The sequence below is a fragment of the Streptomyces sp. NPDC093094 genome (assembly GCF_044754345.1).
Classification (GTDB): domain Bacteria; phylum Actinomycetota; class Actinomycetes; order Streptomycetales; family Streptomycetaceae; genus Streptomyces.
Genome location: NZ_JBIVOX010000010.1, coordinates 201,829 through 214,838, shown reverse-complemented (window position 1 = coordinate 214,838; position 13,010 = coordinate 201,829). Strand labels below are relative to the sequence as shown.

At 72.3% G+C, this 13,010-nt stretch carries 12 protein-coding genes; 5 read left to right on the top strand and 7 right to left on the bottom strand.

Going from position 1 to position 13,010, the window contains the following annotated elements:
• Positions 1 to 140: 140 nt before the first annotated feature.
• Positions 141 to 626, bottom strand: coding sequence for a nitroreductase/quinone reductase family protein (locus ACIQGV_RS23125; RefSeq protein ID WP_402496964.1), 486 nt, complete (start codon positions 624 to 626; stop codon positions 141 to 143).
• Between the two features lie 175 nt (positions 627 to 801).
• Positions 802 to 1,449, bottom strand: a complete 648-nt coding sequence (locus ACIQGV_RS23120) for a TetR/AcrR family transcriptional regulator (RefSeq protein ID WP_402496962.1) — start codon at positions 1,447 to 1,449, stop codon at positions 802 to 804.
• Positions 1,450 to 1,730: 281 nt separating this feature from the next.
• Between ACIQGV_RS23120 and ACIQGV_RS23115 the strand changes: the two genes are divergently transcribed.
• The 3 genes from ACIQGV_RS23115 (at position 1,731) to ACIQGV_RS23105 (ending at position 4,848) form a co-directional block, all read left to right on the top strand.
• Positions 1,731 to 3,080 carry a lipase family protein gene (locus tag ACIQGV_RS23115; RefSeq protein ID WP_402496960.1) on the top strand — a complete coding sequence of 450 codons (1,350 nt, stop codon included), beginning with the start codon at positions 1,731 to 1,733 and terminating at the stop codon, positions 3,078 to 3,080.
• Positions 3,081 to 3,313: 233 nt separating this feature from the next.
• Positions 3,314 to 4,210 carry a GNAT family N-acetyltransferase gene (locus ACIQGV_RS23110; RefSeq protein WP_402496958.1) on the top strand — a complete coding sequence of 299 codons (897 nt, stop codon included), beginning with the start codon at positions 3,314 to 3,316 and terminating at the stop codon, positions 4,208 to 4,210.
• 74 nt (positions 4,211 to 4,284) lie between these two features.
• Positions 4,285 to 4,848 (top strand): GNAT family N-acetyltransferase, encoded by a 564-nt coding sequence (locus tag ACIQGV_RS23105; RefSeq protein WP_402496956.1) that lies wholly within the window; start codon positions 4,285 to 4,287, stop codon positions 4,846 to 4,848.
• On the opposite strand, the gene ACIQGV_RS23100 is transcribed toward ACIQGV_RS23105, so the two are convergent.
• Positions 4,845 to 5,513 (bottom strand): TOPRIM nucleotidyl transferase/hydrolase domain-containing protein, encoded by a 669-nt coding sequence (locus tag ACIQGV_RS23100; protein ID WP_402496954.1) that lies wholly within the window; start codon positions 5,511 to 5,513, stop codon positions 4,845 to 4,847. The two genes, ACIQGV_RS23105 and ACIQGV_RS23100, sit on opposite strands and share 4 nt — an antisense overlap.
• Before the next feature lie 84 nt (positions 5,514 to 5,597).
• The gene (locus ACIQGV_RS23095) at positions 5,598 to 6,242 is read right to left on the bottom strand and encodes a TetR family transcriptional regulator (RefSeq protein WP_402496952.1); all 645 of its coding nucleotides are present in this window, start codon (positions 6,240 to 6,242) and stop codon (positions 5,598 to 5,600) included.
• 101 nt (positions 6,243 to 6,343) lie between these two features.
• Between ACIQGV_RS23095 and ACIQGV_RS23090 the strand changes: the two genes are divergently transcribed.
• Positions 6,344 to 7,837, top strand: coding sequence for an FAD-dependent oxidoreductase (locus ACIQGV_RS23090; protein ID WP_402497132.1), 1,494 nt, complete (start codon positions 6,344 to 6,346; stop codon positions 7,835 to 7,837).
• On the opposite strand, the gene ACIQGV_RS23085 is transcribed toward ACIQGV_RS23090, so the two are convergent.
• The gene (locus ACIQGV_RS23085; protein ID WP_402496950.1) at positions 7,821 to 9,011 is read right to left on the bottom strand and encodes a GDSL-type esterase/lipase family protein; all 1,191 of its coding nucleotides are present in this window, start codon (positions 9,009 to 9,011) and stop codon (positions 7,821 to 7,823) included. The genes ACIQGV_RS23090 and ACIQGV_RS23085 overlap by 17 nt on opposite strands.
• Before the next feature lie 486 nt (positions 9,012 to 9,497).
• Between ACIQGV_RS23085 and ACIQGV_RS23080 the strand changes: the two genes are divergently transcribed.
• Positions 9,498 to 10,472 carry a glycoside hydrolase family 11 protein gene (locus tag ACIQGV_RS23080; protein WP_402496948.1) on the top strand — a complete coding sequence of 325 codons (975 nt, stop codon included), beginning with the start codon at positions 9,498 to 9,500 and terminating at the stop codon, positions 10,470 to 10,472.
• 65 nt (positions 10,473 to 10,537) lie between these two features.
• Here ACIQGV_RS23080 and ACIQGV_RS23075 read toward each other — a convergent pair whose 3' ends face one another.
• Positions 10,538 to 11,725: a hypothetical protein gene (locus ACIQGV_RS23075; RefSeq protein WP_402496947.1), complete on the bottom strand. Its 1,188-nt coding sequence runs from the start codon at positions 11,723 to 11,725 to the stop codon at positions 10,538 to 10,540.
• Between the two features lie 202 nt (positions 11,726 to 11,927).
• Positions 11,928 to 13,010 carry a hypothetical protein gene (locus ACIQGV_RS23070; RefSeq protein ID WP_402496946.1) on the bottom strand — a complete coding sequence of 361 codons (1,083 nt, stop codon included), beginning with the start codon at positions 13,008 to 13,010 and terminating at the stop codon, positions 11,928 to 11,930.

The following is a 13,010-nucleotide window of genomic DNA, read 5'->3' as shown; positions in this document are numbered from 1 at the left end:
GGCGGCGAAACCCCGAGTGCAGCGGCGCCCCCGCCACCTTCCGGCGGGTGGCCGCCGCCGGGCCGGGGCCGGGCTGCCCCCCCGGGCCCCCCCGGGGGGGGGGCGGCCCCCCCGCCCCCCCCCCGGCGCGCGGTCCGGGTTCAGGGCCCCGGCGGCGTGTCCGTCCTGGGTTCGAGGACGACCACGGCCGTCTCGGTGGGCCTCAGTCCGGCGAACGCGTCGAGATCCGCCTGGACCTCACGCCAGCGGGCCCACAGCCGGGCCCGCTCCTCGCCTGTCGCGGCGCGGCCCCGTACCGGGCGCCGCGCGTCGACCAGGTCGACGAACGCGTCCGGCTGCGCCTGGAGGTTGAGCCACCAGGCGGGTTCGCCCTCGCCCCAGCCGTTCATCGCCAGCGTGACCAGGTCCGGGCCGTCCTCGAAGTACCCGAGCACGACACTGCGCTGCCGGCCTGTACGGCGCCCGGTGGTGGTCAGCCGCAGCGTGCCCCACTTCCCCTTGCCCGGCCGCCACAGCGCGAACCGGGCCCCGAACAGCCGGTACAGGCGCCGGTGCACGAACCAGGCCGTCCGGATGAACCACCGCGGCGGCAGCCGCGGCACCTTCGCCCGCCCCTCGACCGACATGGACACCTCCCGCACACCAGTCCGACCGGGATCGCGAAGACGACGCTAACCCGGCCGGCCCGCTCCCGCCATGGCCCTGCCGGGCGGTCTCACCGGCCGTCGTCGGCGGGCCCGGGCGCGCGGGAACAGGCCGGGGACGCCACGGGCCGCCGCCTCGGTCTTCCGGCCCCGCCGGTCAGTAGGGCAGGCCCTCGGAGGCGGCGCCGAGGGCTGCGTACAGGCAGCGGGCGAGTTCCGTGGCGGGCGCGTCCGGTGCGCCGGCACGGCGCAGGGCGAACTCCTCGGCCCCGGCGCGCAGGGCGCCGTTGAGCGTGGCGGCGTGCACCCGCACCCTGAGGTCGTCGGCGTCCCGGCCGGAGCGCCGGGCGAGCACGTCGGCGAGGACCGGGAGCGCGTCGTCGTGGGCCTGCAGCCAGACGAGCCGCAGGTTCGGCTCGGTGCGGGTCATCCGGACGAGGTCGAGCACGGCCGGCTCGGCGGGCGGCAGATCGCCCGAGTCGAGGGCACCGCGGACGAAGTCCAGCAGGCGGACGTCGGCCGGCCAGTTCCGCAGCGCGCCGACCGCCGAGTCCAGCCCCGCGGTCAGCAGGGGACGGACGCAGCTCTCCTTGCTGGGGAAGTGCCGCCAGAGCGTGCGGGCGGAGATGCCCACGGCCTGGGCGATGTGTTCCCCGGTGGTCCGGGTGACCCCCTGCTCGGTGAACAGACGGACCGCCTCGCGGGCGATCTCGTGGCGAAGGGCGGCCTTCCGGCGTTCGACGAACGAGGGCCCGCTGTCGTGCGGCTGTCCCGTCGCGGTGCCGCCCGGTGCCGAGTCGTGCACCGATGTCCCCCTCCCGCAGGTGAGCCGCCAGGATAGCCGCGCGGCAGAGATGTCTCTCACCGACATCTTGTCACTGAGTGACACTCAGCTCTACGCTCCCTTCCTGACCGACGAGTAACAAACGGTGGCCGCACCCACGGCCCTGCCGTGCCTCCACGGTCGGCCCGACCGGCTGACGCCCCACGCACCCCACGCACCACGCCATCCCCCACGGTGGCGCCCCTTCGTGTGCCATGCCGCCATGCCGAACGGCGGCCGAAGTCTCCCCGACGAAGCAGGGAATGAGCCGTATGAACCCTCGGAAGTCCCCACGGGCCAAGGCAGTCTGGCTCGCCGCCGCGCTGACGGCCTCCACCGGCCTGGCGGCCCCGACCGCCGTCGCGGCCCCCGGTCCGTCCGGTGCGCCGGTGACCGCGCAACAGGCCGGATCCGCAGCCACGTTCTACGATCCGCCCACCGAACTCCCCTCCAGGAACGGTGCGCTGATCCGCACCGAGGCACTGAGACTCGCCCTCGGCCTTCCCGGCGTGACCGGCCCGCTGCCGGGCCGGGCCACCCGGATCATGTACCGGTCCACGGACTCGGCCGGCGCACCGGTGGCCGTGACCGGCGCCTATGTGGAACCCACCGTCCGGTGGACGGGTTCCGGCCCCCGCCCGCTGGTCGCCCTGGCCCCCGGAACCATGGGCCAGGGCGACCACTGCGCCCCCTCCAAGGCACTGGAGAAGCCCCTCTCCCTCCAGGACGGCTCGGTGTCCGTCGGCTACGAGAACCTGGCCGTGTACCGGCTGCTCGCACGGGGCGCGGCCGTCGTCGTCACCGACTACGTGGGCCTCGGCACCACCGGCCGGCTGCACACCTACGTCAACCGGCTCGACGGCGGCCACGCCGTGCTGGACGCCGTGCGGGCCGCCCGCGCGCTGCCGGGCACCTCCCTCACCAGCCGCTCACCCGTGGGTCTGTACGGCTACAGCGAAGGCGGCGGAGCGGCGGCGTCGGCCGCCGAACTCCAGCCCTCCTACGCACCGGACGTCCCCCTGGCCGGAGCCTATGCCGGTGCGCCGCCCGCCGACCTCGTCGCCGTCCTGAAGGCCGTGGACGGCAGTACCCTCGCCGCCGCCCTCGGCTGGTCCATCAACGGATTCGTCCAGTCGGACCCCGGGATGAAGCCGGTCCTGGACAAGTACATCAACGACAAGGGCCGGCAGGCGCTGGCCGAACTGTCCGAGGCGTGCGTCGGCAACGGCATCCTCGGTTTCGCGGGAGCCGAGAGCACGACCTGGACGAAGGACGGCACCTCCGTGGCGGACATCGTCGCGGCCGAGCCCGTGGTCCGGGCGGTCCTGGACGGCCAGCGGCTCGGCCGGACCGCACCGGCCGCTCCCGTACGGGTGGCCACCGGCGTCCACGACGACCTGGTCGTCCACGCCCAGGCCCGCCGACTGGCCGTGGACTGGTGCGCCGCCGGCGCCGACGTGACGTACGTGCCCGTCGAGGTGCCCGACCTGGGCGAGAAACTGGTCAATCACTTCCTGCCCCTGATCACCGATCAGGGCGACGCGATCGACTGGCTCACCGACCGCCTCGCGGGCCGGCCCGCCGGCTCCGACTGCGGCGCGCTCGGCAGGTGATCCGGCCGGTACGGGACGCCGTGGAGGCGACGCGAAAACCCGTGGACGCCCCCAGGGAAGATCAACTACTGTGGGGTCCCACGCCCTGAGACGGACGGAAGGAGGCGAGTGCCGTGCGATCCACACCCACCCCGCGCTCCCTTCCCCGTTGTCCCGGCGTGCTGCGTGCGGTCTGACCGGGAGCGCTCCTGAGGGCCTGTCAGGCCCTCACCGTCCGCATCCCGGAGGAATCCATGACCGATACGGTCATCCGTACGCTCTCCCCGAGCGACGCCCGTCTCTTCGACGCACACCCCGACCCGCTCGGCGCCCGCGAGGGCCACGTGCGCACCCGCTTCCGCGACGAGTGGAAGCGGGTCGCCCTGCGCGACGGCACCGTCGTCGCACGCGGCGCCTGGTGGGGCGGCCCCGACGACCCCGAGCCCGTGAACATCAACTGGTTCGACGTCGCCGAGGGGGAGGAGGAGGCCGGGGCCGAACTCCTGCGCTCCGCCCCCTGGCAGGTCGAGCTGGAGATCGATCTGCCCGGCGACTGGCGGGAGCGGCCCGACCTGAAGGCCGCCGCCGAGACCCGCTTCGCCGCCGCACGCGCGGCCGGATACGCGCTCCTGGTGGAACGCTTCCGGTACCGGTGGACCCCGGACAACGGCCTGCCCGAGCGGCCGGGGCGCCTGCGTTTTCACGCCGAACCCGACGACGCGGTGTTCTTCGACGCGCTGCGCCGCATCCACTCCGCCACCCTGGACGCCCACGCGCTGCGCGCCGTCGCGGAGGGCGGCCTCGACCAGGCCGCGCAGGAGGAGATCGACTTCTTCCACTGGTGCCCGTCCCCGCGGGAGTGGTGGCAGGTCGCCCGCACCCCCGACGGCGACCTGGCCGGCATCCACATCCCGGCCCACAACCCCTCGGGCCCGACCATCGGCTTCATCGGCGTCGTCCCGGAACACCGGGGACACGGCTACGCGTACGACCTGCTCGTGGAGTGCACCCGCTTCCTCGTCGAACAGGGCGCGGAGTCCGTCACCGGCGCGACGGACCGGGGCAACTTCCCCATGGCCGCGAACTTCGCCAAGGCGGGTTTCCCCGTGGTGAGCGAGCGCGTCAACTTCCATCCGCGGAGCAGGGGATGACATGAGGGACGGCCCGGACCGCTCGACGGTCCGGGCCGCCCCGCGGCCCGCGCGTCCGGGCCCGGAAGGGGATCATGGACGGCATGGACTACGTCATCCGCACCGCGGGGCCCGAGGACGCCGAGGCCGTCGAGTCGCTCGACGGCTCGTTCACCACCCGCACCGTCTTCGAAGTGACCGTCACCGAGGCCGGGTTCGCCCTGCGGGAGGTGCCGGTGGACCCGCCCCTGCGCAAGGTGTTCCCGCCGGACGTCACCGGCGAGGACACCGCTGACGGGGAGGACAAGGAGGATCCGGACAGCCGGACCTACGTCGCCGTCGGCCCGGACGGCGCTGTCGCGGGCTTCGCCGTCCTCTCGTACGCGGCGTGGAACCGCCGTCTGACCGTCGAGGACATCGAGGTGGCCCCCGCGCACCGGGGCCGGGGCGTCGGCCGGGCCCTCGTCGGACACGCCGTCGGCCACGCCCGTGAGCGCGGTGCCCGGCACCTCTGGCTGGAGGTCACCAGCGTCAACGCCCCGGCGATCCACGCCTACCGGCGGATGGGATTCGCCTTCTGCGGGCTGGACACGGCCCTGTACGACGGCACCCCTTCAGCGGGCGAACAGGCCCTCTTCATGAGCATGCCCGTCACCTAGGGCCCTTCCGGCGGCGGCTTCTGGACCTGTGCCCCGGGGCGCGGCGGTCGGAGGCAGGCGAGCAGATCGTCGAGCGGGGCGGGTGTCCGGTCCGCGTCCAGGGCCTCGACCAGGACCCGGCCGTAGTGGATCTTCCGGCCCTTCTTCGTGCCGAGGAAGCGCCGCAACTGCTGCTCCGGGGCGCGGCCTTGCTGCGCGGGCTGATGAAGGAAGGTCCGCAGGGCGCGCTGTTCGCCCTGCGCCTCGACGAGTTCCGCGATACGGGTCACGCCCAGCGCGCGGATCAGCTCGTCCTCCAGGTCCGCCGCGCAGACGAAGAAGTCCTGTCGTGCCGCACCGGCCCGCTCCCAGCCCCGGGCGTAGTAGGGGCGTTCCCGCTCGTCGCACAGGCCCGTGAGGCGCAGCCCCAGACCGGCGGGGCCGAGGAGGCCCGCGAAGCGCCCGACGTTCATCGCGCCGCCCATCGGCAGGACGCAGACTCCCTCGGCCGCCAGGTCCCGGCCGCGGGCCGCGGCGAGCGCGTCGACCGCGGCGGCGTCGCTCAGCCCTTCGAGCAGGACGACCGCCTGGACGGGCAGCCGGGCGGCCAGTTCCCGCACGGGCCCGCCGGGGCCGCCGGCCGCCCAGGCGGTGACCGCCTCCCGGAACGCCTCCATCTCCGACATGGCACGAGTCTCCGCCCTTTCCCGCGGGAACGCCAAGGAATTTGATCGCCTCCCCGGTCCCGGCAGCCGGGCCCCGGCAGACGCTCAAAGGCGCGGCCGGTTCCCCCGCATGTGCTCGCCCAGCCCCTCGGACAGCAGCGCGAAGGCGTGCTCGGCGTCGGTGACCGCCGCCGGGTACCGCTCGTCGGCGGACATGCCTCCCGCCACCGCCTGGAAGTTGTCCATCGACAGCAGCCAGTGCAGTCCCACCACCTGCTTGGCCGCCACACGCGCGGTCAGGGCGGGGACCTCGGCGGTCTCCCCGAGCGCCTGGGCGAGCGCCCGTTCCGAGCCGTCCTGGAAGCGGATCGCGCTGGTCCGCAGGGCCGGTGTCTCCCGGACCATCCGGGTGAGGGCGAGGATCGCCGGGATGTCGTTGAGGCCGGTCACCGGGTCGCGCCGGCGCAGGCCGTCCAGGAAGTGCCCGCGGAGTGCCGTCAGCGGTCCGACGTCCGCCGGCCGGGCGCTCACCACGCGGGCCGCCTCGGTCTCGTGGTCGGCGAAGCGGTGGACGACGAGGTCCTCCTTGGTGGGGAAGTAGGCGAAGACGGTCCGCTTGGACACCTCGGCGGCCTCGGCCACCTGCGCCACCGACACCTGGTCGAACCCGTGCTCCAGGAAGAGCGCGATGGCCGCGTCGGAGATGGCGGCGTGGGTCTTCGCCCGCTTGCGTTCCCGCAGACCTGTCATGTCTCCAGCCTAGCAGAAAACTGCACTCGGAACTTTTCTGCACTCGGTGTATGTTTACACTCGGTCGAGTTCGATGAGGAGAGATGAGCGAGATGAGCGAGATGAGTGAGACGAGTGAGACGAGTGAGACGAGTGCGATGACCGAGGTGGCTGAGGTGATCGTGGCGGGCGCCGGACCCACCGGGCTGGCCCTGGCCTGCGAGCTGGCGCTGGGCGGAGTGGAGACGCTGGTGGTGGAACGCCTGCCGCGGCGGATCGAGCAGACCAAGGGCGGCGTGCTCCAGCCGCGCACCCAGGAACTGCTGGAACTGCGCGGCCTGCTGGAGCCGATGCGGGCCAGGGCGATGCCGCGCGAGCCGGTCGGCGGGAACTTCGCGCTCCTGCCCGTGCCGCTCGACTGCACGGCATGGGACACCGCGCACCCCTACCCGCTCGCCGTCGCCCAGGGGGAGATCGAGGAGGTGCTGGAGGAGCGGGCCGTGGCGCTGGGCGTCCGGGTGCGGCGCGACTGCCCGGTGACGGAAGTGGAGCAGTCGGACGGCGGAGTGGTCGTGACGGCCGGCGGCCGGCGGATCGAGGCCCGCCACCTGGTGGCCTGCGACGGCGGGCACAGCACGGTCAGGAAGCTGCTCGGCGTGCCGTTCCCCGGCAGGCCCGGCACCCACACGGCGGTGCTGGCCGATGTGCGGCTGTCGTCGGTCTCCGGCCTCGTGCCGAAGTCCCTCGGGGAGGTCAGCACGCTCACCCGGGAGGTCGACGGGCGCTGGGTGATGCTGGCGCCCGCCGGCGGCGACCGCTACCGGTTCACCGGCGGGGTGACCGGCAAGGAAGCCGCGGACCGGGACCGGCCGGTGACCTTCGAGGAGGTCGCCGAACTGCTGCGCGTCGTCTACGGCGAGGAGACCGTGCCGGCCGCCGTGGAGAACGCCTCACGCTTCGGTGACGCCACCCGGCAGGTCGACGACTACCGCGTGGGTGACGTCTTCTTCGCCGGCGACGCCGCCCACATCCATCCGCCCTTCGGCGGACAGGGCCTGAACCTGGGCGTGCAGGACGCCTTCAACCTGGGCTGGAAGCTGGCCGCCGTGCTGCGGGACCGGGCCCCGGCGGACCTGCTGGACACCTACCACGCCGAACGCCACCCGGTCGGCGCCGCGGTGCTGCGCAACACCCAGGCACAGCGGGTCTTCGCCGTCCCCCGCCCCGCCGCCGACATCGTCGAACTGCGCACCATATTCACCGAGTTGATGCGCCTGCCCGAGGCCAACCGGCACCTGGCGGGGCTGGTGTCCGGGCTGTCGTACGCCTACGACCTGCCCGGCGGCCGACCGTGGGCCGGCCGCCGGGTCGCGGGTGTCGACCCCGCGCTGTTCCGGTCGGGCCGGCCCGTGCTTCTCGACCTGGCCGGGATCCTGCCGCCCGAACTGGGCGCCGTACGCGCGGAACCGGTGGACGGACTGCCCGGGGCGGTCCTGGTCCGCCCGGACGGCTACGCGGCCTGGGCGGCGGACACGGAGCCCGACCTCGACGCGCTCACCGGCGGTCCGTGCGGGTCCCTTCTCGGGCAGCGGGAATCCGTCACGGCAGCGGCGTGAGATACATCCCGGACGTGCCGGTCCCGGCCGTGTTGCGGCAGGTGTGCCGGCCGCCCGGGGCCGCCGCGAAGGCGAGGGCGAGACAACGGCCCTGGGCGAGCTGGCCGTAGTGGCTGGGGTGCATGGACTCCTGGACGGGCCCCTGTGTGCTGTCGCTGTCGATCCAGCGGGCCCATTCGCTGGAGGCCGCGGACGGCGGCTGCGCCGAGGTGACCTGTCTGCTCGCCCGGGCGCACACCTCACGGCCCTGGAGCATGTCGCGCAGGTCGAGGAACTCCACGCCCTTGGCGGCGGCGACCTGCCGCAGCCGGTCCGCGAGCTGCGGGACGAGTGAGTCGCGCGCCCAGTCGGAGTCCTTGTTCCAGAACGGGCAGCCGCCCGTGGACACACGGGACCAGCCGCTCTCCGCGTAGCGGTTCTCGGCGCCGCGCGGGATGGGCGAGGGGTAGGACTGGAGGATGATCCGGTACGAACCGGAGGCGTATCCGGCCGTGCCCATCACCGCGCGGATCTCGTCGACGCTCCGGCCGACCGCGGCCATCACCGCGTCGATCCTGGAGTCCACGACGGGCTGCTGGTCGTCGTGGCAGTACGAGTACCAGACGATGTAGTCCGTCGCACAGGTCTCGATGATGTCGGCGAAACCGAGGTCGTTGCCGCCGACGGAGAGAGCGATCGCCTTCACGTCGTACGAGCCCGCGACCCCGGCGAGCCGGTCGGCCTGCGGAGCCTCGCCCTTGTACGCCTGGCCGCCCGAGGCGGAGCGCAGGACGTTCGCCGTGGTGGCGCCGGAACAGGCGAGGTTGACGAGGGCCTGGACGCCGGTCCCGCCGGCGCTCTTCACCTCGGCCGAGTCGGAGCGGTGGCAGCCGTTCGCGGCGGTGTCGCCGTACACGAGCGCCGGGTCGTAGGTGCTGCCCGTCCAGGCGCGGTCGCTCCCGTCCCGGCCGCCGGAGTTGTTCAGGCTGTTGCCGCGCCAGCGGCCGGCTTCGCCGGAGATGTAGCTGTCACCGAGGGAGACGATCGCGGTCGGTCCGTTCCCGGGGCCGGCGGAGGCGGGCGGCGCGGCGCCCAGCCCGAGGCACAGCAGGGACGCCGCGGTCACGGCGGTGACGATCCGTCCGTACGGGCGGCCCCGCGCCGCGCGGGTGCGGGGGGTGGTGGATCCGGACATGGCGAACTCCGTCGTTCGGCCACGCCAGAGCGGCGACATCCGGACGCACGGGGACATCGCTCGGTGGCGGGGTGGCAGAGGGTGAGGGTGGACGCCGCCGGCCGGTGGCAGGCAGGAATGTGGCACGCCGACCGTTGTTACCGCTAGGTAGCGGACCGCGGTTTCTCGCCATGTGACCGTTCTGTTTTCCGCGTCGAGGCAGAGCGGAATTCAGCCGCGGGGGTCGGACCGGGGGTCGCGTTTCCATTCCGACCGATGGTCGAAAGTTTCGGTCACGAAAGTGTTCGACATCAATCGATCTTACAGTGCTCGGATTTCTTTCGGAGCCTTCTGGAGCGGCATCCGATGCATTTGACGTGCATGAATGATCGAAGCGCTCTTGGAATTCCCTCTTCGAATGTTTCGAGCTTGATGGCGAAACTATTGACAGTTGACGTGCCCAGACCAACACTGACGCCGACCCTACGAGGACGTGGAGGAACGCGCATGGAACAAGCACGCGCCGGTCGAGCGAGGCTGATCATCAGCGGTCTGTGCAGCCTGCTGCTGATGGCCGTGGCGGCGTTGACGCTCCCGGGGACCGCGCACGCGGACACGGTCGTCACCAGGAACCAGACCGGGACCGACAACGGGTACTACTACTCGTTCTGGACGGACTCCCAGGGCACGGTCTCCATGAACCTGGGATCCGGCGGGAACTACAGCACGTCCTGGAGCAACACGGGCAACTTCGTCGCCGGCAAGGGCTGGAGCAACGGCGGCCGCAGGAGCGTGACGTACTCCGGGACGTTCAACCCGTCCGGCAACGCCTACCTCGCGCTGTACGGGTGGATGTCCAACCCGCTCGTGGAGTACTACATCGTCGACAACTGGGGGACCTACCGGCCCACGGGCACGTTCCTGGGCACGGTCACCAGCGACGGCGGCACCTACGACATCTACCGGACGACCCGTTACAACGCCCCCTCCGTGGAGGGCACGCGCACCTTCGACCAGTACTGGAGCGTCCGGCAGTCCAAGCGGACGGGCGGCACCATCACCACCGGCAACCACTTCGACGCCTGGGCCCGGGCCGGACTGTCCATCGGCAGCTTCAGCTACTACATGATCATGGCGACGGAGGGCTACCAGAGCAGCGGCAACTCCAGCATCACGCTGGGCGGCACCGGAGGCGGCGGGGGTGGCGGTGGCGGTGGCGGGTGCACGGCGACCTTGTCGGCGGGTCAGCAGTGGAGCGACCGTTACAACCTGAATGTGGCGGTGAGCGGTTCGAGCAACTGGACCGTGACGATGAACGTGCCGTCGCCGGCGAAGGCGCTCTCCACCTGGAACGTCAGTGCCGGTTACCCGAGCGCGCAGGTGCTGACGGCGAGGCCGAACGGCAGCGGGAACAACTGGGGCGTGACCGTCCAGCACAACGGCAACCGCACCTGGCCGACCGTCACCTGCACCACCGGCTGACCGTCGGCGAGGGGTGCCGCCGGGCTCGCCGCCCGGCGGCACCCCCCTTCGGGCCGGACCGAGGGTCAGGGCTTCTTCTTGACGTAGCCCTGCAGGGCGGCGGAGAGGGCGCCGATCCTCGCCTCACCGTCGTCGGTCACACCCGCGGACGCGTCGCTGTCGGCCGCGACCGAGAAGCTGTAGTTCAGCGGTTCCCGGTCTCCGGCGGTCAGGTTGAGATGTGGTGCGGCCTCGAACGAGGCGGTCTTCCGGTCCGCCGAGTAGGTGACCGTCAGCTCACCCGACTGACTGCCGTTCGGGTGGTGACCGAAGCCCGCCCAGCCCGTGAAGTGCCAGCCCGAGGGGGCCTTGAAGACGGCGTGCAGCGGCGCCGTCTTGACCTTGTCGTGGCCGGTCCTCGTCTGCATCAGCACCGTGATGGTGCTGTTCGGGTCCTTGGTGTCGGCGGAGGCCATGCCCGTCTGGAGAATGTGCAGCCTGGCCGGGTCGCTGGAGACGTCCGCGTCCGCCACCACCATGACGGTGAGCGGGAAGGTGATCGGCTGCGGCTTCTGGCCGTTCTGCGTGTGGATGATCTCGGCCGTCGCGTGGTGCAGGCCCGGCTTGGTGGTCTCGGGTGCGAACACCTGGAAGGTGCCGTCCAGCAGACCGTTCGGCGGCAGCGCCTGGCCGTCGAACTTCTTCGTCATGACGTGCTTGGAGTGGTCCTCCGAGGACACCAGTTCGGGCGGCAGGGTGACCGTCACCGTCACCTGGCCGCCGTCCACCGAGGCGGGGCCCCGGTTGCCCACCCGGACGCCGAGCGGTGCGTGTCCGTTGACCGGCATGCTGGGGATGCTGACCGGCTCGCCGTAGAGGTCCGCCTTGTCCGCGGTCTTCTTGGCGGTGGAGACGCGGATGACCCGGCGGACCCGGTCGGACGCGCCGCCGCTGTCGGCGATGTACAGGTGTCCGCGGTGGTCCACCAGGACGGCGATCGGGGTGTCCAGCTGGGCGGACGTCCCCTGGCCGCCGTCCCCGTCGAAGCCCTGGAGCGTGAGCTTTCCGGCCACCGTACGCATCTTGGCGTCCTTGACCCGGCGTACGCCGTGGTTGCGGGCGTCGGCGATGCAGAGCGCGTCCTCCGCGTCGAAGATGACGTCGGTCGGGTAGTTGAGCAGCGCGGACTGTGCCTGGAGGCCGTCCCCGGTGGAGCCGGCCACGCGGTTGCTGCTTCCGGCGTAGCCGTGGATGGTGCGTGTCTTGAGGTCCATGTACCGGATGCGGTGGTTCTCGCTGTCCGCGACGAACAGCCGGCCCTTGCTACTGCACGATCGTCCGGCACCGCACCCGTGCGTCGGGCACGCTCGTCGACCTGGTCGCCGCCGACTCGATGCCGTGCCCGGCCGGCGTCGCGCTCTGCCGGACGGGCCCGGGACGCGTCGCGCGCCCGGGCCCGTCCCGTATCGGTGCAGGTCAGCGGACCTGGACGGATGCGACCAGAGTGTTCAGGTCCGGCCAGAGCTTCTTGTTCGTCTCCGGCAGTACGACCCACAGCACCGAGGGGCGGACCCGCCCGGTGTCGACCACGAGGACCGCGTTCAGGTCCATCGTGGACGGCACCCCGCGTTTGTGGAAGTGGATCTCGCTGACCAGCAGCCAGGCGTCGTGTCCGTCGACCTTCAGCGGCTGCGAGGCGACGTCGACCAGGATCGCCTGGTCACGGGGGTACTCGTAGCGCCGCCGCTCGTCCATCACCGCGCCCGCCACGCCCCGCAGCTCCCCGGTGCCGCCGGCTGCGGCCATGATGTCCTCGTCGACCTGCGTGGACTTCACGAGTGCGCGCTGGCGCCCCTCCTGCTTGCGGGTGAAGCCGTCGAAGACCGGATCCAGCGTCTTGCTCCGGTCCCACGTGCCGCCCAGCTCCGCGTACTCCAGGGAGGAGTCCGTGACGGTGCCGATGACCGGCGAGCCCTCGCCCGGGTAGTCCGGCACCTTGACGGTCCCGGTGAGCCGCCGCTCCTCGGGCAGCGGGGAGGCGCCGGGGGTGAGAGTGGGCACGGGGATGCCCCGCTGCGGGGCGTCCGCGGTGCTGCCCGCGCAGGTGGCGGACGAGGAGTCCGGTGTGCTGTGCGCCTGCTGGACCACCTTGCCGCCGACCAGCACGGTGCACGTGAGAGTGCCCCCTTCCTGGTCCTCGCGGCTTCTGACGTCCAGATAGAAGTCGGCGCCCGCCGCCAGCTCGACGGTCTTGCGGTACGGCAGGATGACGACCCCGTGGGGCACGTGGCTGTTCGCCTCCCCGACGGTGAGGTCCACCGAGGGGTGGTCGCCCGTCGCGATGTAGGTGACCTCGACCCGCCGGGACTCCTTGTCCGGGGATGCCCCGTCGTCGCTCGGGTCGCCGACGGCCAGGGCCAGGCCCACCGCGCCGAGCGTGACCACCTCGAAGAGGATCACCAGGGCGCCGACCAGGTAGAACCCGCCCGGGATCCGGTCGAAGGTCTTCCTGCCGCGGCCGGAGTGGAACTCGCGTCTCGGCTGGGATGTCTGCGTCAT

What these genes read in the sequence shown, in the direction of transcription:
- ACIQGV_RS23105 (WP_402496956.1), top strand. Translation starts at nt 4,285, where the DNA reads ATGGACGGCATGGACTACGTCATCCGCACCGCGGGGCCCGAGGACGCC.
- ACIQGV_RS23090 (WP_402497132.1), top strand. Translation starts at nt 6,344, where the DNA reads ATGAGTGAGACGAGTGAGACGAGTGAGACGAGTGCGATGACCGAGGTG.
- ACIQGV_RS23085 (WP_402496950.1), bottom strand. Translation starts at nt 9,011, where the DNA reads ATGTCCGGATCCACCACCCCCCGCACCCGCGCGGCGCGGGGCCGCCCG.
- ACIQGV_RS23075 (WP_402496947.1), bottom strand. Translation starts at nt 11,725, where the DNA reads ATGGACCTCAAGACACGCACCATCCACGGCTACGCCGGAAGCAGCAAC.
- ACIQGV_RS23070 (WP_402496946.1), bottom strand. Translation starts at nt 13,010, where the DNA reads ATGACGCAGACATCCCAGCCGAGACGCGAGTTCCACTCCGGCCGCGGC.
- ACIQGV_RS23095 (WP_402496952.1), bottom strand. Translation starts at nt 6,242, where the DNA reads ATGACAGGTCTGCGGGAACGCAAGCGGGCGAAGACCCACGCCGCCATC.
- ACIQGV_RS23110 (WP_402496958.1), top strand. Translation starts at nt 3,314, where the DNA reads ATGACCGATACGGTCATCCGTACGCTCTCCCCGAGCGACGCCCGTCTC.
- ACIQGV_RS23125 (WP_402496964.1), bottom strand. Translation starts at nt 626, where the DNA reads ATGTCGGTCGAGGGGCGGGCGAAGGTGCCGCGGCTGCCGCCGCGGTGG.
- ACIQGV_RS23115 (WP_402496960.1), top strand. Translation starts at nt 1,731, where the DNA reads ATGAGCCGTATGAACCCTCGGAAGTCCCCACGGGCCAAGGCAGTCTGG.
- ACIQGV_RS23100 (WP_402496954.1), bottom strand. Translation starts at nt 5,513, where the DNA reads ATGTCGGAGATGGAGGCGTTCCGGGAGGCGGTCACCGCCTGGGCGGCC.
- ACIQGV_RS23080 (WP_402496948.1), top strand. Translation starts at nt 9,498, where the DNA reads ATGGAACAAGCACGCGCCGGTCGAGCGAGGCTGATCATCAGCGGTCTG.